The following is a 19,290-nucleotide window of genomic DNA, read 5'->3' as shown; positions in this document are numbered from 1 at the left end:
GTCGAGGTGGGGGTGTTCGGTGACGTGGTGAAGGAGACGGGCCGCCTGCCCGGCCAGAGCGGCGGGGGTACGGGCGGACAGGGTCCAGGACACCGGCCATCCCACCGACCCCGAACCAGCGGACCGAACCACCGAAGCCTCGGCCTGAGGAGCCGGGGCTTCCCCGCCCTCGTCGGATTCCTCGGCGTCCGCGACGGCGACGGCCGTCGCTCCCTCCGGCTGCTCGATGATCACATGCGCGTTGGTGCCGCTGATCCCGAACGAGGAGATCGCCGCACGGCGCGGCCGGTCCGTCTGAGGCCAGGGCCGCTCGTCGGTGAGCAGCTCCACGGCCCCCGCGTCCCAGTCCACATGCGGAGTCGGCTCGCTGACGTGCAGCGTCCTGGGCAGGGTGCCGTGCCGCATCGCCTGGATCATCTTGATCACCCCGCCCACTCCGGCCGCCGCCTGGGCGTGGCCGATGTTGGACTTCAGCGAGCCGAGGTAGAGCGGCCGGTCGGCGGGGCGGTTCTGACCGTACGTGGCGATCAGCGCCTGCGCCTCGATCGGGTCGCCCAGCGTCGTACCGGTGCCGTGCGCCTCGACCGCGTCCACATCCGCGCTCTCCAGCCCCGCGTTGGCCAGCGCCTGCCGGATCACCCGGTCCTGGGCGGGCCCGTTGGGCGCGGTCAGTCCGTTGGACGCGCCGTCCTGGTTGACCGCCGAACCCCGTACCACCGCGAGGACGTGGTGGCCGTTGCGCCGCGCGTCCGAGAGACGCTCCACGAGCAGCAGGCCCACGCCCTCCGACCAGCCGGTGCCGCCCGCGTCGGCGGAGAAGGAGCGGCAGCGGCCGTCCTCGGCGAGCCCGCGCTGACGGGAGAACTCCACGAAGGTGTGCGGCCCGGACATCACCGTGACACCGCCCGCGAGCGCGAGATCGCACTCACCGCCGCGCAGCGAGTTCGCGGCGAGGTGGAGGGAGACCAGCGAGGAGGAGCAGGCCGTGTCGACCGTGAGGGCGGGACCCTCCAGACCGAAGATGTACGAGAGCCGGCCCGACACCACACTGGAGAGGTTCCCGGCGAGCAGCAGGCCCTCGAACTCCTCGGGGCTCTTGGCCAGCCGGGAGGCGTAGTCGTCGTACATGGCCCCGGTGAAGACGCCGGTGCGCGAGCCGCGCAGCTCCGCCGCGTCGAGCCCCGCGTTCTCGAAGGTCTCCCACGCCGTCTCCAGCAGCAGCCGCTGCTGCGGGTCGGTCGCGGTGGCCTCCCGGGGGGACATCCCGAAGAACTCCGGGTCGAACTGGTCGGCCTCGTAGAGGAATCCGCCGTGCCGGGTGTAGGAGGTGCCGGTGGTCTCCGGGTCCGGGTCGTAGAGCGACTCCAGGTCCCAGCCCCGGTTGTCCGGGAACTCGCCGATCGCGTCCGTGCCGTCGGCGACCAGCCGCCACAGGTCGTCGGGTGAGGCGACCCCGCCGGGGAAGCGGCAGGCCATCCCGATGATGGCGATCGCCTCGTCGTCGGCGGACGCGCCCCGGGTCGCGGCGGGCGGTGCGACGACCGGCGCGCCGGCGACCTTCTCGTACAGATGCGCGGCGATCGCGGCGGTCGTCGGATGGTCGAAGACGACGGTCGTCGACAGCCGAAGCCCGGTGGCCCGGTTGAGGCGGTTGCGCAGCTCGACCCCGGCGAGGGAGTCGAAGCCGAGGTCCTTGAAGGCGCGTTCGGGGACGATCCGGTCGGCCCCGGAGTGTCCGAGGACCCCGGCGACGGTCTCCCGTACCAGCTCCAGCACCGCGGTGGAGCGCTCGGCCTCGGGCAGGCCCGCGATCCGCTGCGCCCAGGAGCCGTCCGCCGCCGCCGCGCCCGCCGCGGTGGCGCGGGCGGTTCCGCGGAGGCGTATCAGCCCCCGGAGCAGCGGTGGGATCTCCTCGGCCGTGCGCGGTCCCGCCGGTGCCAGCGGGAGGGGTACGGCGAGGGCCCGGCCGTCCGTGAGCGCGGCGTCGAAGAGCGCGAGGCCGGTCTCCGGGGCGATCGGGGCGATGCCGCTGCGGGCCCAGCGGGCGAGGCCCGCGCCGTCGAGGCCCGCTCCCATGCCGTGGCCGCCGCCCCACAGTCCCCAGGCCAGTGAGGTCGCGGGGAGTCCGAGGCTCTGGCGGTGGGCGGCGAGCGCGTCCAGATAGGTGTTGGCCGCGGCGTAGTTGGACTGCCCCGCCGTGCCGATGAGGCCGGACACGGAGGAGAAGAGGACGAAGGAGGCGAGGTCCAGGTCCCGGGTCAGTTCGTGCAGATGCCAGGCGGCGTCGGCCTTGGGCCGCAGGACCGCCGTGAGGCGCTCGGCGGTCATGGCCCCGGTGGTGGCGTCGTCGAGGACTCCGGCCAGATGGATCACGGCCGTCAGCGGGTGCTCGGGGTCGATGCCGTCGATCAGGGCCGCGGTGGAGGCGCGGTCGGAGATGTCGGCGGCGACCACCGTCACCTTCGCGCCGAGCCCGGTGAGTTCGGCGGTGAGCGCCTCGGCGTCGGGCGCGTCGGGGCCCCGGCGGCTGGTCAGCAGCAGATGGCGGGCCCCGTGGGCGCTGACGAGGTGACGGGCGAAGAGCCCGCCCAGGCCGCCGGTGCCGCCGGTCAGCAGCACGGTGCCGGCCGGGTCGAGGACCGCCGGGGCCCCGGCCTCAGGGCCTTCGGGGCCTTCGGGGGCTTCGGGGGCTTCGGTACGGCTGAGCAGGGGGACCCGCAGTTCGTTCCCGCGTACCGCGATCTGGGGCTCCCCGGTGGCCAGGGCCGCCGTGAGCAGCCGTTCGGCGTCCGGGCCCGTGTCGAGGTCCACGAGGGCGAGCCGGCCGGGGTGCTCGGACTGCGCGGCTCGGATCAGTCCCCAGACGGGGGCCGCGTCGAGCCGGACGCTCTCCTCGTGGTCCCCCGCCGGGACGGCGCGGGAGGTGACGAAGACCAGCCGGGAGCCGTCGAACCGCTCGTCGGCCAGCCAGCGCTGGAGGAGGTCCAGGGCGTCCCGGACGATCCGGTGGGCGGCCTCGGGGGTGTGCGGAGCACCCTCGTCGCCGTCACTGCCCGCGTCGCCGTCGCCGTCGCCGTCGAGCCGTACGAGAAGGTCGTCGAAGTCGGCGGTGGCGGGCAGCTCGCCGTCCCGGCTCTCGGCGGTACGCCGGGCGGGGGCGTCGCCGGGGGCGATCGGCGACCAGTCGACATGCAGCAGCGCGTCCGTGCGCGGGCCGTCGGCCCGTGCGAGGCGCTCCTTGGGGACGGGCCGCAGCACGATCGAGTCGACGGAGGCCACGGGCGCGCCCGTGGGGTCGGTGAGGCGGAGCGCGTAGGTGTCCTCGCCGGCGCGGGTGGCCGAGACACGGAGCGCGGTCGCCCCGGCCGCGTGGAGGGTGACGCCGTCCCAGGTGAAGGGCAGCCGGATCGTCTCCGGGTCCGCGGGGTCGGCGGCGGCCAGGACGAGGGGGTGCAGGGCCGCGTCGAACAGGGCCGGGTGGAGGCCGAATCCGGCGGCGCTCTCCGTCAGTCCGGGCGGCAGCGCGACCTCCGCGTGGATGTCCTCGCCGTGGTGCCAGAGCCCGCGCAGCGCCCGGAAGGCGGGCCCGTAGGCGTAGCCCAGTGCGGCCAGCCGCTCGTAGACGTCGTCGAGCGGGAGCGCGGTCGCGCCCCGGGGCGGCCAGGGTCCGGCCGCCGGGGCGTCCGGGGCGGCCGCCGGGGCGTCGGTGAGGAGGCCGGTGACATGCCGGGTCCAGGGGATGTCCGTCTCGTCGGGGAGTTCGGGCCTGGAGTGGACGGTGAACGCGCGCGCGCCGGAGGGGTCAGGCGGGGCGACGGCGAGCTGGACCCGGACGGCCCCCCGGCCGGTCAGCGCCAGCGGGGCCTCCAGGGTGAGATCGGCGAGGCGCGGGACGCCCGCCCGGTCGCCCGCCGCGACGGCGAGTTCGAGGAAGGCGGTGGCGGGCAGCAGGACCGTGCCGGCGATGGCGTGGTCGGCGAGCCAGGGGTGGGTGCGGAGCGAGAGCCGCCCCGTGAGGAGGAGTTCGTCGCGGTCGGCGAATTCCACGGCGGCGGTGAGCAGCGGGTGGCCGCCCGCGTCGAGGCCGAGTCCCCTGGCGTCGGTGTGCGTCTCGGCTGCGAGCCAGTAGCGGTCGCGCTGGAAGGCGTAGGTGGGCAGCGGGACCGGTGAGGCGCCGGGGAAGAAGGACGCCAGGTCGACGGCGGTCCCGGCGGTGTGGGCGCGGGCGAGCCCGGCGAGGAGGGTGTCGGGCTCGGGGCGGCCCCGGCGCAGCAGGGCGAGCGCCGTGGAGCCCTCGGCGGTGAAGGAGTCCTCGGCCATGGCGGTCAGCACGGCGTCCGGGCCGACCTCCAGGAAGACGGTGGCCCCCTGCTCCTCCAGTGCGGTGACGGCGTCCTTGAAGCGGACCGCGCCCCGGATCTGGCGTACCCAGTAGTCGGGGTCGGTGATCTCCTCGGCCGTCGCGAGCGCGCCGGTCAGGGTGGAGACCAGGGGAATCCGGGGGGCGTGGAGGGTGAGTCCGCGCACCGCCTCGCGGAACTCGTCCAGGACGCCGTCCATGTGCGGCGAGTGGAAGGCGTGGCTGACCCGCAGCGCGCGGGTGCGGCGGCCCCGGGCCCGCCACCGCTCGGCGAGGGCCGTCGCGGGGGCCGGGTCGCCGGAGATCACGACGGCCCGGGGGCCGTTGACGGCGGCGACGGAGAGTATGTCCTCCTGTCCGGCCAGATCGGCGGCGATCTCCTCCTCGCTCGCCTCGACGGCGATCATCGCGCCGCCGGGGCGGGCGGACTGCATCAGCCGGCCGCGCGCGGCGACGAGCGCGGCGGCGTCCGCGAGGGAGAGCACTCCGGCCGCGTGGGCGGCCGCGACCTCGCCGATCGAGTGACCGGCCAGCAGGTCGGGGGCGACGCCGTGGTGTTCGAGCAGCCGGTACAGGGCCACTTCGAGGGCGAACAGCGCGGGCTGGGTGTAGGCGGTCTCGTGGAGCGGGGAGCGCTCCGCGTCCTCTTCGGCCGCGAACACCACCTCGCGCAGCGGGCGTTCGAGATGGGGGTCGAGGGCGGCGAGGGCGGCGTCCAGCGCCGCCGCGAAGACCGGCCGGGTCTCGTACAGCTCGCGTCCCATGCCGAGGCGCTGCGCGCCCTGGCCGGTGAAGAGGAAGGCGGTGCGGCCGGGGGCCGTCGCGCTGCCCGTCGCGACCCGGTCCGTCTCCCGGCCCTCGGCCAGCGCGTCGAGTCCGGCGAGGAGTTCGTCCGCCGTGCCGCCGGTCACCACGGCGCGCTGTTCGAAGGCGGTGCGGGTGGTGGCGAGCGAGAGGCCGATGTCGGCGATGTCCGTCCCGGGTGCGGCGGCGAGGTGCTCCCGCAGCCGGTGGGCCTGGGCGCGCAGCGCGGGCTCGTCGCGGGCGGCGAGCGCCCAGGGTACGGGGCCGGTCCCGGCGGCGGTGATCGGCTCGGGGGCCGGGTCCGGGTCCCGGCGCTCGGTGCGGGGGGTCTCGGGTCCGGCCTCCTCGATGACGAGGTGGGCGTTGGTGCCGCTGATGCCGAAGGAGGAGACGGCGGCGCGGCGCGTCCGGTCCCCGGCGGGCCACTCGACGGCCTCGGTGAGGAGTTCGACGGGACCGGCGCTCCAGTCGACGTGCGGGGTGGGCTCGCTGATGTGCAGGGTCCTGGGCAGTGTCTGGTGCCGCATGGCCTGCACCATCTTGATGACGCCGCCGACTCCGGCCGCCGCCTGGGCGTGGCCGATGTTGGACTTCAGCGAGCCGAGGAAGACCGGTCCGCCGTTTTCGCGCCCCTGCCCGTAGGTGGCGAGGATCGCCTCGGCCTCGATGGGGTCGCCGAGCGCGGTGCCGGTGCCGTGGGCCTCGACCGCGTCCACATCGGCGGCGTCCAGTCCGGCGTCGGCCAGCGCCTGGCGGATCACCCTGCGCTGCGAGGGGCCGTTGGGTGCGGTCAGTCCGTTGGACGCGCCGTCCTGGTTGACGGCGGTGCCCCGGATGACGGCGAGGACGGGGTGGCCGTTCCTGCGCGCGTCGGAGAGCCGCTCCACCAGGAGCAGCCCGACGCCCTCGGCCCAGGAGGTGCCGTCGGCGTCGGCGGAGAAGGCCTTGCTGCGGCCGTCGGAGGCGAGTCCGCGCTGACGGGAGAACTCGACGAACATCCCGGGGGTCGACATGACGCTGGCGCCGCCCGCGAGGGCCATGGTCGTCTCGCCCGAGCGCAGTGAGCGCACGGCCAGGTGCAGGGCGACCAGGGAGGAGGAGCAGGCGGTGTCGACGGTGACGGCGGGTCCGACCAGGCCCAGCTGGTAGGCGACCCGGCCGGAGACGACGCTGTTGGTGCTGCCGGTCAGGACGTGTCCCTCGACGGCGTGGGGGGCGTCGGCGAGCCGGGGCCCGTACTCCAGCGAGGTCGCGCCGACGAAGACGCCCGTACGGGTGCCGCCGAGCCGCCTCGGGTCGATGCCCGCCCGCTCGACGGCCTCCCACGCGGTCTCCAGCACGAGCCGCTGCTGCGGGTCCATGCCGAGCGCCTCGCGCGGCGAGATGCCGAAGAAGCCCGCGTCGAAGAGCGGCGCGTCGTAGAGGAAGCCGCCCTCGTTCACCGAACTCCGGCCGGAGCGCTCCGGGTCGGGGTCGTACAGCGACTCGTCCCAGCCCCGGTCCTCGGGGAAGGAGCCGATGGCGTCGCGGCCCTCGGCGACGAGCCGCCACAGGTCCTCGGGGGAGGCGACGCCGCCGGGGTAGCGGCAGGCCATGCCGACGATGGCGATGGGCTCGTCGTACCGCCCGGCGGCGGGCGGGCCGTCGTCGGGGGCCTCGGGCTCCGCCGTCCCGCCCAGCTCCGCGCCGATGTGGTCGATGAGGGCGGCGGGGGTGGGGTGGTCGAAGAGGAGTCCGCCGGGGAGGCTCAGCCCGGTGGCCTCGCTCAGCCGGTCGCGCAGCTCGACCGACATCAGCGAGTCGAAGCCGAGGTCCTTGAAGGGCAGCCGGGCGTCGACGCGCTGCCCCCGGTCGTACTCCAGGACGGCGGCGATGTGGGCGGTGACCAGGTCGGCGGCGGAGGTGTCGGACGCGCGCCCGGCAGGGCGCTCAGGACCCGCGTGGCGCTCAGGACCCGCTTGGTGCTCCGGCCCGGGCCCGGCGGCGGAGGGCCCGGGGCGGAGAGCGGTGGGCGGCCGGGTGTCGGCCCGGCCGCCGATCCAGTGGTGGCGGCGCTGGAAGGCGTAGGTGGGCAGCGGGACGGCGGCCCGCCCGCCCTCGGGGAACAGCCGCCGCCAGTCGACGTCGAAGCCCCGGACATGGAGGGCCGCGACGGCGGCCAGCAGGGTCCTCCGCTCCTCGCGGCCCTTGCGCAGGGCGGGCACGGTGAGACCGCCGCCCGCCGAGGGGCCGGCCATCGCGGTGAGCACCCCGTCGGGGCCGACTTCGAGGAAGGCGGTGACGCCCAGGCCGGTCAGGGCCCGCACGGCGTCGGCGAAGCGGACCGTGCCGCGGAGCTGGTCGACCCAGTACCCGGCGGTGCGCAGCTCCTGGCCGTCGACCGGCCGTCCGGTGAGCGTCGAGACGACCGTCAGCCGCGGCGGGTGGTAGGTCAGCCCCTCCGCGACCCGGCGGAACTCCTCCAGCATCGGGTCCATCAGCGGCGAGTGGAAGGCGTGGCTGACGGTGAGTCCCCGGGTCTTGCGGCCCCGTCCGGCCAGCTCGGCCGACAGCTCGGCGACGGCCTCCTCCGTGCCGGAGACGACGACCGACTCGGGGCCGTTGACCGCGGCGAGCGCGAGGCGGTCCGCGCGGTCCGCGAGCAGGGGCGCGATCTCGTCCTCCGTCGCCCGTACGGCGGCCATCGCGCCGCCCTCGGGCAGCCGCTGCATCAGGGTGGCGCGGGCGGCCACCAGGGTCACCGCGTCGTCGAGGTCCAGCACCCCGGCGACATGGGCGGCGGCCAGCTCGCCGATGGAGTGCCCGGCGACGGCGTCGGGGCGGACGCCCCAGGATTCGAGGAGCCGGAACAGGGCGACCTCAAGCGTGAACAGGGCGGGCTGGGTGTAGCCGGTGCTGTCCAGCCCCTCGCCGCTGAGCACCACCTCGGCGAGGGGCCGGTCCAGATGCCGGTCGAAGGCGGCGCACAGCTCGTCGAAGGCGGCGGCGAACACCGGGTGCGCGGCGTGCAGTTCGCGTCCCATGGCCGCGCGCTGCGCGCCCTGGCCGGTGAAGAGGAAGGCGAGGCGGCCGTCCTGGACCGTCCCCCGCACCACGCCCTGCGCGGGCAGGTCGCCGGCGAGCGCGGTGAGGCCCTCGCGCAGCTCCTCGCGGTCCGAGCCGATGACGACGGCCCGGTCCTCGAAGAGGGTGCGGGCGGTGAGCAGGGACCAGCCCAGCTCGACCGGTCCGGACCCGGTGGAGTCCGTGAAGTCGGCGAGCGCGGCGGCCTGGGCGCGCAGGGCGTCCGGGCCGCGCCCGGAGAGCAGCCATGGCACCGGCCCGGACCCGGCGGCCTCCGCCGCCCGGCCCCTGTCCGCCGGTTCGGGCGCGGCGGCGAGGACCACATGGCAGTTGGTGCCGCCCATGCCGAAGGAGCTGACGCCCGCCACCAGGGGCCGGTCGGGGTGCGGCCATCCGGTCGCCGTCCCCGGCACGGCGAGACGGAGTTCGTCCAGCGGGATGTCCGGGTTGGGCGTCTCGAAGTTGAGGCTGGCCGGGATCTCCCGGTGGGCGAGGCTGAGCAGCCCCTTCAGCAGGCCCACCATGCCCGCCGCGCCCTCCAGGTGGCCGACGTTGGTCTTGGCCGAGCCGACCAGCAGCGGATCGCCGGGGTCGCGGGCCGCGCCCAGTTCGGCCCCGAGCGCGGCGGCCTCGACGGGGTCGCCGACGGGGGTCCCGGTGCCGTGGAGTTCGACGTACTGCACCTCGGACGGCCGGACCCCGGCCCGTTCGTACGCCTCGCGCAGCACCTGCCGCTGCGCGTCGACGCCGGGCACGGTGAGGCCCGCGGTGGAGCCGTCGTTGTTGACGGCGCCGCCCCGGATGACTCCGTAGACGCGGTCTCCGTCGGCGAGCGCCCGCGAGAGCGGCTTGAGGACGACGAGCCCCGCGCCCTCTCCCCGGACGAAGCCGTTGGCGCGCGCGTCGAAGGTGTAGGTGACGCCGTCCGGGGAGAGCCCGCCGAACCGCTCGACGGTGACCGCGCTCTCGGCCAGGAGGTTGAGATGGACGCCGGCCGCCAGGGCGAGGGCCGACTCGCCGGACCGTACGGACTCGGCGGCCAGATGGACGGCGACGAGGGAGGAGGACTGGGCGGTGTCCACCGTCAGGCTGGGGCCGCGCAGCCCCAGGTGGTAGGAGACACGGTTGGCGATGACGCCCCGGCTGATGCCGGTCATGGTGTGCTGGGTGATGGCGCTCTCGCCGTACTGGTGCACCAGGCCGGTGTAGTCGTCGCGCAGCGCTCCGACGAAGACGGAGGTACGGGAGTCCCGCAGCCGCTCCGGGACGATCGAGGCGTCTTCGAGCGCCTCCCAGGCGAGTTCGAGCACCAGCCGCTGCTGCGGGTCCATCGTGGCGGCCTCGCGCGGCGAGACGCCGAAGAAGGCCGCGTCGAAGCCTCCGGGGTCGTCGAGGAATCCGCCCCTGCGGAGCCGGTCGTCCGCGGGCGGCGCGCCCTCCCACCGGCCGGCCGGGGCTTCGGTGATGGCGTCCGAACCGCTGCGCAGCAGCTGCCAGAAAGCCTCCGGCCCGGCTGCCCGGGGCAGTCGACACGCCATGCCGACGACCGCGACGTCCTCGCCCCGCGCCCCGACCTCCACTGAACCACGGTTACTCGTCATCGCGCCCGGGTCGCCCTTCCGATTGACCTCAAAAACCCATCAGAAAGGCGACCGTAAACTCCGTGCTCCCGCCCTCCGGTCATCTATCGGTAACCAGGTGAATCCGGGACCCGGTACAGCCCCTCATTACCGGGTGATGGGCCGGTGATTGACCGCACGGTGACGCATTTGACGTACATTTACCGTTGTGCGCACCACCGGAACTCCTCGACGGACGTCGGCCGATGCCGGGCGGCTTCAGCCGACGTCCGCGGCGAACCAGAACGGAGTGAATGTGTGGTCGGGCTGGACGGCATCGCGGCGGCGGAGCCTTCTGGGGTGCTTTCCCGTCGTTGAATTGAGTATCTGGGACTGGAGCCGCCGGAGTTCGGGCGAGGGCTCCAGGCCGAGTTCCCTTTTCAGGATGTAGTAGAGGTTCTGATAGGCCTGGAGCGCCTCGCCCCTGCGGCCCGACAGGTGCAGGGCCGAGATGAGCTGGCCGTGGAACCACTCGTGCAGCGGGTGTTCGTGCACCAGAACACGGAGTTCGGGCAGGAACTCGCGGTGCCGGCCGAGCCGCATCTCGGTCTCCACCCGCAATTCGAGCGCGTGGAGCCGTAATTCCTCCAGATACGCCATACGGCCCGCGAGCACATCGGCGATCGGCACATTGCTCAGGACCGGTCCGCGCCACAGCGTCAGGGCGCGCTCCAGCAGATCGGCGGCGCATTCGAGGGTGCCCTGCTCCAGTTCGCACTGCGCCTGCCTGACCAGCCGTTCAAACACGCGTACATCGACCTCGTCGTCGGTGACATCGAGGCGGTAGCCGGGTGCCATCGTTGTCAGAAGACGGCGGTCGGCGCGGGTGACCCGGGCGTCGGCGAGCATCCGGCGGGCGTGGTAGACGTGTGTCTGGAGCGTTCTCATGGCGCCGCTCGGCGGATTCTCCCCCCACAGCTCGCGAATGAGCGTGCTCATGGGCACCGTTTCCCGGGGCTGGAGCGCCAGCACGGCGAGCATCTGGGAGACCTTCGGAGCCTTCGGAGCGAGCGTCTCGCCGCTGTCGGTGATGATCTCAAAAGGGCCCATGAGATTGAACCACACTGTGCGCGCTCCTGATCCGGCGCGATGGGCGCCTGGCTGGGTGCTCGGGGTCATGATCCCGACAGTAGAGAGCGGTTGCCGTCGACCCGTCACACCAGGCTCAACAATGTCAAGTTACCGCCAGGTAGACCCTCTCGCGCTACTCAGCGCGACCGGTCGGCCTCCATGGGTGAGCGCGCTCGGCACGGCGGCACGGGCCCGGCCGCTCGACGGAACGGGGCGACGCGGCCGGGACGGGCGGGGCGCTCGACCGACTCCGGCCGCCGCGCGGAAAGCGAAGAATACCGCCGCGGGCCAGTGGCACGGTAATGGCCCGGTAACCATCCGTTCCGCGTCCGTTGGGGCATTCGTCCGAGTGTTTTCGGTGCCGACCGGACAGTGACCGGGAGGTGAGACGCGCGGCTATAGCGTGAGCCGCGCGGCCAAGCACGTCACAGCCCTGGAGGATTGCTCCGGGGAATTGGCCGCACCCGCACTTCACCGCCCTCCGGGTATTTCGGCGGGCAGGTGGAGACGACCAGGAAACGGTGGGACGAACAGAAATGAATCCGTCCGATCTGCGCGCGGCCATGTCACGGTTCGCGACCGGTGTCATCGTATTGAGCGTCGGCGGCGAGAGCATTCACGGAATGACCGCCAACGCGTTCAGTTCGGTCTCCCTCGCGCCGCCCTCCGTCCTGTGCAGCGTCGCGCACAGCGCCGTCATGCACTCGGCGATCACCGCGGAGCGGCGCTTCGGGGTCTCGCTGCTCAGCGCCGAACACACGGAGCTGGCGCGGTATTTCGCCGACAAGCGGCGGCCGCTCGGCCCCGCCCAGTTCAGCGAGGTCGACTGGGAGCCGGGTCCGCTCACCGGGGCCCCGCTGATCCCCGGGGCCCTGGCCTGGCTGGAGTGCGAGCTGTCCGACTCCCTGGAGTCGGGCGATCACACCGTCTTCATCGGCGATGTGCTGAGCGCGAGGGTGGGGCCGGAACACGACGGCCTGCTCTTCTTCGAGGGGGCCTTCCGGCGGGTGGCGTCCTCCTCCGCCTCACCGGCCGGAGCCTGACACCCGCGCCGGAAGCGAAACCGGCACCGAACCCGGAACCGGCACCGGCACACCGGCGTCGACGGCCGGTGGCCGTCGACCGTCAGCCGTGCGCCTGGGCCCGCTCGCTGCCCGCCGCCGACAGCAGGAACTCGACCAGCTTCTCATGGGTGATCCGCTCCAGCCGGTCCAGCGTGACGGTGGTGGCGTGCCCCTTGCCGCCCGCCCAGGTCGGGCGGCGCAGCAGGAGTTCGGGGGCGGCGGCGGCCACCACGACCAGGCAGGCCTCCGTCGCCTCGGCCAGCTCCTCGACCGCCTCCAGCACCACGTCGTCGGCGCGGTGCAGATCGTCCAGGCACAGCACGAGCGGGGCGCGGCGGGCGGCCTCGTGGAAGAAGTCGCGCCAGGCCGCCAGCGCGCAGCGGGGGTCCTCGCTCTCGCCCGCGGGTTCGATCAGCGGTGCGAGCTGGGTCAGCAGCCGGCTCGCCGTCGGGACCGACGGGAAGAGGGACCGTACCGCCCGGGTGAGCGCGGCCCGTGCCTCGGGCGCGCCGTCCCCGGCCCGGACTCCGCAGTACGAGGCGAGGATCTGGGCCTGGGCGAGCAGCGGGCGGTCGTCGGAGGTGGCCGGGGTGCGGCCGGTCAGGCAGCGCACCGGCTCCGGCTGGACGGTGATCCGGTGTCCGAGGTCGCCCAGCAGCCGGGTCTTGCCCGCGCCGGACTCGCCGAGGAGGGTGACCAGGTGCGGCACGGAGCGGCGTCGGGTCCGGCGTACCAGCTCCTGGAGGAAGTCCAGTTCGCAGGCGCGGTTGGAGGCTTCCGCGCCCCGTACGCCGGAGTGCGTCTCGCCCGTGCCGATGACCTGCCAGGCCATGGTCTCCGAGGGCTCCGTCGGCACGCAGACGAAGGTGTCCTCGACCGCCCGGCGGACGGCGTCGCTGACCCGCACCTCGCCGACGTCGGCGTCGGAGAGCAGTTCCTGCGAGGCGTCGAGCACCGCGCCGACGACGGTGGGCGGGTCGGCGGGGCCGCGCTGGCGCAGCAGCACCTCGCCCAGGTCGACCGAGGCGCAGACGCTGAGTCCGCCCCCGTCGGATCCGTGGCCGCCGGATACGTCGAGCACGTCCCGTACGGCGAGCGCGGCGCGTACCGCCTGCCAGGCGTCCTCGTCTCCGGGGCCGTCGAGTCCGAAGAGGGCCAGGAAGGTGGAGCCGATGGAGGCGGTGACGGTGCCGCCGAACCGTTCGATCTGCTCCCGGACCACGGAGGCCGCGCCGTCGAGCAGATCGTCCAGATCCTCGTGGCCGCCGCCGCCGAGGGTGGGCGCGAGCCGGGTGCGGACCGAGACGACGCCGACGCGGCGGCGCTCGGTGCCGGTGCGGTGCGCCGGGGCGTCCCGCACGGCGGGCGGCCGCGCCGCGGGCTCTCCCGCCCCGGGGGCTCCGGGCCCGCGGGCGGGGTCCGCGGGGGCGAGCCGGGCCGGTCCCCGGGCGGGTACGGGCCCGTCGGGCCCGTCCGTCGCCGGGAGCGCTCCCCTGCCGGGCTCCAGGGAGAGGGTGGCCTCCTGGGTGAGGATCGCCTGCTGGAGCCGTTGCAGACCGCGGCCCGGTTCGAGGCCGAGATCCTCGACCAGGGCGGAGCGGACCCGGCCGTAGACATTGAGCGCGTCGGCCTGGCGTCCGCAGCGGTAGAGCGCGAGCATCAGCTGTCCGCAGGAGCGCTCGCGCAGCGGTTCGGTCTGCACCATCCGTTCCAGTTCGGCGAGGATGGTGTGGTGCCGGCCGCACGCGAGCTGGGCGTCGAAGTAGTCCTCGGTGGCGTCGATGCGCGCCTTCTGCACCGCCGCCAGCTCGGGCCATTCGATGCCCGCCTCCACGAGGTCGGCCAGGGCCGGGCCCCGCCACAGCGCGAGCGCGTCGTGCAGCAGCCGGGCGGCCGACTCCGGCGCGCCCTGGGCCTGTTTCTCCCGGGCCTGTCCGACCCACCGCTGGAAGAGGTGGAGATCGACCTGGTCCGGATCCACCCGGATCATGTATCCCGGGGACTGGGTGAGCAGCGTCGCCGCCCGCTCTCCCCGGCCGTACCCGGCCGACAGGACGCCGCGCAGCCCGTAGACCGCGTTCTGGAGAATCTTGCGGGCGGTCATCGGCGCGTCGTCCACCTCCCACAGCGCGTTCAGTAACTGGCTCGTGGCGACGACCCTGTTGGCGTGCAGCAGCAGATATCCCAGTGTGGCGCGCTGCTTGGTGCCGCCCAGTCCCACTGTTCCCTCGCAGTCGTCGGCGATTTCCAACGGACCCAGCATGCGGAACTGCATCGCTCCCCCAGATTGACCGTCCAACCGGTGGCCCGTGGCCGGGGACGGCGGCTGCGGTCTGACAGCGACGCCCCGGGAAACCGGCCAAGACCCTGGTGCCATGTTCCAGGTCGGCGGTCGAAGCCCTCACAAAGCAAGCACAAGGCAGCGGTGGGGCCCTTGGGGCGGCTGGGAAAGCGGGACCCGCGCCGGACGGTGCGCCCGGCGCGGGGAGCGGCACGGAGGCGGCACGGGGCGGCAGGGCTCCACCCTTGCGGTCGCGGCCGGGCCCCGGCGACCGGCGGACGGAGGCCGACTCCCGCCACCCGTCGGGCGGCCGGGCCGCGACCGCGGGCGGGACCGGGCCGCCGTCACTCCGCCCGGTGGCGCGGGCGGGACCGTTCGGCGTCGGTCGCCGCCCGGCGGGGCGGTTCGGCGTTGGTGACCGCGCGGAGCAGCCATTCGGCGGGTCCGTACCGGTGGCGGCGCAGCCAGTGGCGGGAGACGGCCAGCTGGGCGGCGAAGAGGGTCACGGCGATGAGGGCCACGAGCGGCGGGGGCACCCGGCCCACCAGGGCGGTTCCGAAGCCGGTGAAGAGGAGTGCCAGGACGAGGGATTGCGTCAGATAGTTGGTGAGGGTCATCCGTCCGGCCGGTGCGAGCAGCGGGGCGAGCCGGCGGCCCCGCCGGGTGGCGGCGAGCCGGAGCACGGTCGCCGCGTAGGCGGCCGCGAGCAGGGGCGCCGTCACCGTGTCGACGGCGAGGCCGACCAGTTGGAGGGCGGTGTCCGGGTGCCCCTGGGCGGTCCGCGCGTAGAAGACGCCGCCCGCGATCCCGAGGGGGAATCCGATCCACTGGAGCCGCCGCAGCAGGGCTCCGTGGCGGGCGATGTCCGTCAGGGCCTCGTGGCGGCCCGCCGCGAGGCCGAGCAGGAAGGCGGCCAGCGCGGCGGGGGCCTGGAAGAAGACGAGCAGCAGCACCACGTCGGGCAGTTGGTCGAGATGGGCGCCGATCACCGATCCGGGGCTCCCCCGCAGAGCCTCGGTGGCCCGCTGGGCCCGCTCGCCGACGGCGGCGGCGTCGACGCCTTCGCCGCCCGCCAGGTGCTGCGCCCCGGCGAGGAGGAGGAAGCCGACGGCGGTCACGGTGAGGAGGACCACGGCGGTGATCACCGCCGTGCGCGGCCGGATACCCCTCAGGGCCAGCAGGACCAGCCCCAGCACGGCGTAGGTGGTGAGGATGTCGCCGGGGAAGAGCACCACCGCGTGGCACACGCCGATGACGAAGAGCGCTCCGCATCTGCGCAGGAACCGGGGGGTGAACCGGGCGCCGCCGCGCTCCGCCGACTTCAGCTGGAGGGTGAAGCTGTAGCCGAAGAGGAAGGAGAACAGCAGATAGAACTTGGCCTCGAAGAAGATCGCCGTCAGCCGGCGGACGGCGTTGTCGAGGGCCGAGTCGAAGCCGGGGTCCGCCAGGCCGAAGCCGTGGTGGGCGGAGGCGAGATAGGTGATGTTGACCATGAGGATGCCGAAGAGCGCGAAGCTCCTCAGCACATCGATGTCCTGGATCCGGGAGCCGTTCCGTTCGGTGTCACCCGGGTTCATATGCGCATCCTTGAATCGCTCACTTTCAAAACGTTCACTTGAGATACGAACGTATTAGACTCATAAGAACGAGGGAGCGCAAGCGCGGACCGCGCGAATCCCCCGGCCTCACGGTGGGTCGGCGGTCGCTCACACCCGGCGAGAGGGCCAGGCATGAACGCGGGTCCGCCGAGGTAGGGATCACGGCGGACACGCCCGGCGGCGGGAACGGGCGGCCCGATGAGGGGAGTTCTGGCCGATGTCGTCGACCGTCCACGCCCGGTGCGGCGAGCGGGGCTCCGGATGAGCGCCCCGGAGGCGGGGCGGTTTCTCGCGCTCTCCGTCGCACTGACCGGATTCGGGGCCGCCGAGCTGCGGGAGACCGGCCTCGTCGAGGCCCACCGGGCCCTGACCGCCCGGCGGGCCGATCCCGCGCGCTACGGCAGGCTCGCCGAAGCCGCCGACCCGTACGGCCTGATCGAGCGGGACGAGGGGGTGCGCGAGCTGGCGCGGTCGATCTGCCGTCTCTGGTACACGGGGGTGTGGCCGGGCCCTTCCCCCTCCCCCGACGCCGCCGCCCCGGCCGAGGGACTGGTGTGGCGGAGCTTCGGCGGCGAGCCGCCGGGCACGGGGCGGCCCGGCCCCGGCTCCTGGGCACGGCCGCCCGCCGACCCGGCCCCGGGCGGGCGGAGTTGACCGGCCGGGAGGACTTCGAGCGCTTCGAGGGCTTCGAGCGCTTCGATGTGATCGTGGTCGGAGCCGGCATCGCCGGATCGCTGGTGGCCAAAGAGCTGGGCGAGCGCGGCTGGCGGGTCCTGGTGCTGGAGGCCGGCGTGGGCGACGCCGACGCCGACGGCCCCGCCGCCGACCCGGCGCGGTTCCGCGCGGCGCGGGCGAAGACGCCCGGCTCCGCCGTCGCACCCAACCCGCTGGTCCCCTCCCCCGATGTGACGGACCTGAGCGGCCGGCCCGGCGGCGGCTACCGGGCCTCGGGCCATCTCCTCCAGGACGGCCCGCTGCCCTACGCCAGCGGCTATGTACGCGTCAACGGCGGCACCGGCACGGCCTGGACGGGCCTCACCCCGCGCATGCACCCGGAGGACTTCCGTACCGCCGAGCACTTCGGCTACGGCCGCGACTGGCCCATCGGCTACGCCGAGCTGGAGCCCCACTACCGCGCCGCCGAACGGGAACTCGGCGTCGCCGGGGACCCGGCCCAGCAGCGCGAGCTGGTCGGGCTGCCCCTGCCCGAGGGGTACGCCTTCCCGCACCGCCCGGTCCCCGCCAGCCATCTCGACCGGCTGCTGGCCGAGCGGCTGGACGGACGGCACGCCAGGGACCCCGGCCGCCCCGACCCGGTGGAACTGCGGGTCGCCACAACGCCCCAGGCCCGCAACACCGCCGCCACCCGGGAGCACGGACCGGTCTGCGAGGGCAGCGCGAGCTGCATCCCCGTCTGCCCCACCGGAGCGAAATACACCCCCGCCCGCACCCAGCGGCGCTGGGGCCCGAGCGTCACCCTGCTCACCCGCGCGGTGGCCGGGCGGCTGACGGCGGACCCCTCGGGCCGGATCACCGGCGTCGAGTACCAGCGGTACGAGGACCCCGCCCGCCCCGGATCCGTCACCCGGCACACGGCGCGGGCGGACACCGTGGTGCTCGCCGCCCACGCCATCGAGAACGCCCGGCTGCTGCTCGCCTCGGGCCTCGCCGACTCCAGCGGCCAGGTGGGCCGCAATCTGATGGACCACCCGGTGCTCCTCAGCTGGGGCCTGCTGCCCCGGCGCACCGGCCCCTACCGGGGCCCCGGCTCGACCTCCGGTCTCGAAGGGTTCCGCTTCGGCCCGGGCCGGGCGGCCCGCGCCCCCTTCCGCGTCGAGTTCGGCAACTGGGGCTGGACCTGGGCGGTCGGCCCGCCGGAGCACGAGGCCGCCGCGCGGATCGAGGCCGGCCTCCTCGGCCCGGCGCTGCGCCGGGCCCTCGACGACCGGGTGGGACGGCAGTTCACGCTCCAGTTCGAGATGGAGCAGAGCGCCGACCCCGCCAACCGGGTCCGGCTCGCCCCCGGCCGCCCCGACGCGCTGGGGCTGCCGCGCCCGGTGCTCACCTACGATCTGTCCGAGCATGTGAAGGCGGGCATCGCCGCCGCGAAGTCGGTCTCCGACCAGCTCTTCGCCCTGCTGGGGGCCGAGGACCACAGCCGGTACGAACCGGGCCCCGCCGAGCCCGGCCACTTTGAACACGAGGGCCGGTCCTACGCCTACCGGGGCGCGGGCCACGCCGGCGGCACCCACATCATGGGCGCGCGCCGCTCCGACTCCGTGGTCGACTCCTGGCAGCGCTGCTGGGACCACCCCAATCTGTACGCGGTGGGCTGCGGCAGCATGCCCTCCCTCGGCACCTCCAACCCGACCCTGACCATGGCCGCGATCACCCTGCGCAGCGCCGAGCGGATCCACCGCGATCTGACCGGCCGGCACCGGGCGATCGCGCTGCCGTCCCTCGGCCGCGCCCCGGCGCCGGCCGTTCCCGAGGAGACCGACACTCCATGAGCGAGCACCCCGTGAGCGAGCGCCCCACGAGCGGCGATCTCGCCCTCCCGCCCGTCACGGCCCCGTATCTGCTGCCCTTCCACTACGGGGCGCTGCACAACATCGGTGTGGACCATCTGGTCGACCCCGCGCCGGTGCGGGCGCTGCTCGCGGAGCGCCACCCCGATCTGAGCGCGGCCGACTTCGACGGCCGGGCCTGTGTCACGCTCAACTACCAGCTGTACTTCGCGCAGTACCCGAACGGCGCGGCGGTGATCCAGGAGATCGAGTACAGCGTCGTCGCGTACCCGGCGGCGAGCGCGGGGCGGCTCGCCCGGCTCTCGTACGGGCAGTACGCGCGGGGGTACGACCAGACCAAGCTGCTCGGCATCGCCCGGCTCCATGTGCTGTGCGACAGCGCGCTGGCCATCGCCGCCGGCACCGCGCTCTACGGCGAGCCCAAGTATCCGGCGTGGTTCGAGGTCACCATGCCCTCGCTCAACGGTCCGGGCGGCGACGCCTGGGACATCGTCTGCAAGGAGGCGGTGCTCGCGGGGGACGGGATCGAGCGGCGGGAGCGGCCCCTGATCTCCCTCTCGGCGGAGCTGGCCGGGCTGCCCCGGATCCCGGTCAACAACACCCCCGTCACCGGCTACGGGGTCGACGCGGCGGGCCGGCCGCTGGCCGGGCCGATGAACGTCTACCAGCCCTACCAGTACATCCCGCTCGGCGAAGGCACGGAAGGCGGCGAGGCGGCGGGCCGGGTGCGGCTGCGGGTGCACGAGCCGTCGTCGCCGGTCGGGGCCGATGTGAGCGCGCTGATCGGCGACGGGAGCGCCGCCGGGGTGTGGACGTACCAGTCGGCCCCGGTCGCCGCCCACAACCGTCCGTACTACGTGCCGCGCGCCGGGCGGGAACAAGCCCCCGTTCCCGGGCGCTGA

8 protein-coding genes are annotated in these 19,290 nt (G+C 74.4%); 4 read left to right on the top strand and 4 right to left on the bottom strand.

Going from position 1 to position 19,290, the window contains the following annotated elements:
- On the bottom strand, window positions 1–9,828 hold a 9,828-nt coding region (locus tag IE247_RS22990; RefSeq protein WP_190125131.1), incomplete at its 3' end, for a type I polyketide synthase.
- Between the two features lie 237 nt (window positions 9,829–10,065).
- Window positions 10,066–10,911 (bottom strand): AfsR/SARP family transcriptional regulator, encoded by an 846-nt coding sequence (locus tag IE247_RS22985; protein ID WP_190125130.1) that lies wholly within the window; start codon window positions 10,909–10,911, stop codon window positions 10,066–10,068.
- A 542-nt stretch (window positions 10,912–11,453) separates the two neighbouring features.
- Here IE247_RS22985 and IE247_RS22980 point away from each other — a divergent pair.
- Complete coding sequence (locus IE247_RS22980; protein ID WP_308433257.1) at window positions 11,454–11,960, top strand: flavin reductase family protein; 507 nt, start codon at window positions 11,454–11,456, stop codon at window positions 11,958–11,960.
- 82 nt (window positions 11,961–12,042) lie between these two features.
- Here IE247_RS22980 and IE247_RS22975 read toward each other — a convergent pair whose 3' ends face one another.
- Both IE247_RS22975 and IE247_RS22970 read right to left on the bottom strand, forming a co-directional pair.
- Window positions 12,043–14,256 carry a BTAD domain-containing putative transcriptional regulator gene (locus IE247_RS22975; RefSeq protein ID WP_190125129.1) on the bottom strand — a complete coding sequence of 738 codons (2,214 nt, stop codon included), beginning with the start codon at window positions 14,254–14,256 and terminating at the stop codon, window positions 12,043–12,045.
- Window positions 14,257–14,606: 350 nt separating this feature from the next.
- Window positions 14,607–15,839: a DUF418 domain-containing protein gene (locus IE247_RS22970; protein WP_190125128.1), complete on the bottom strand. Its 1,233-nt coding sequence runs from the start codon at window positions 15,837–15,839 to the stop codon at window positions 14,607–14,609.
- 219 nt (window positions 15,840–16,058) lie between these two features.
- On the opposite strand from IE247_RS22970, the gene IE247_RS22965 reads away from it, so the two are divergent.
- Genes IE247_RS22965 through IE247_RS22955 form a run of 3 tightly spaced genes read left to right on the top strand, consistent with a single transcriptional unit; the run spans window position 16,059 to window position 19,290 of the window.
- Window positions 16,059–16,514 (top strand): hypothetical protein, encoded by a 456-nt coding sequence (locus tag IE247_RS22965; protein WP_229869290.1) that lies wholly within the window; start codon window positions 16,059–16,061, stop codon window positions 16,512–16,514.
- Entirely contained in the window at window positions 16,511–18,370 is a 1,860-nt protein-coding gene (locus tag IE247_RS22960) for a GMC family oxidoreductase (RefSeq protein WP_190125127.1), read from the top strand. The genes IE247_RS22965 and IE247_RS22960 overlap by 4 nt, the downstream gene beginning before the upstream one ends.
- Window positions 18,367–19,290, top strand: coding sequence for a hypothetical protein (locus tag IE247_RS22955; RefSeq protein WP_190125126.1), 924 nt, complete (start codon window positions 18,367–18,369; stop codon window positions 19,288–19,290). The genes IE247_RS22960 and IE247_RS22955 overlap by 4 nt, the downstream gene beginning before the upstream one ends.

It is taken from the genome of Streptomyces inusitatus (assembly GCF_014651115.1).
In the GTDB taxonomy this organism is placed as follows: Bacteria; Actinomycetota; Actinomycetes; order Streptomycetales; family Streptomycetaceae; genus Streptomyces; species Streptomyces amakusaensis.
Note: the sequence above shows the minus strand (reverse complement) of the source record. Positions and strands in the feature narration are given on the sequence as shown.

Bases quoted from the DNA above. Each gene is read 5' to 3' on its own strand.
- IE247_RS22980 (WP_308433257.1), top strand. From the start codon at position 11,454: ATGAATCCGTCCGATCTGCGCGCGGCCATGTCACGGTTCGCGACCGGT.
- IE247_RS22975 (WP_190125129.1), bottom strand. From the start codon at position 14,256: ATGCAGTTCCGCATGCTGGGTCCGTTGGAAATCGCCGACGACTGCGAG.
- IE247_RS22970 (WP_190125128.1), bottom strand. From the start codon at position 15,839: ATGAACCCGGGTGACACCGAACGGAACGGCTCCCGGATCCAGGACATC.
- IE247_RS22965 (WP_229869290.1), top strand. From the start codon at position 16,059: ATGAGGGGAGTTCTGGCCGATGTCGTCGACCGTCCACGCCCGGTGCGG.
- IE247_RS22955 (WP_190125126.1), top strand. From the start codon at position 18,367: ATGAGCGAGCACCCCGTGAGCGAGCGCCCCACGAGCGGCGATCTCGCC.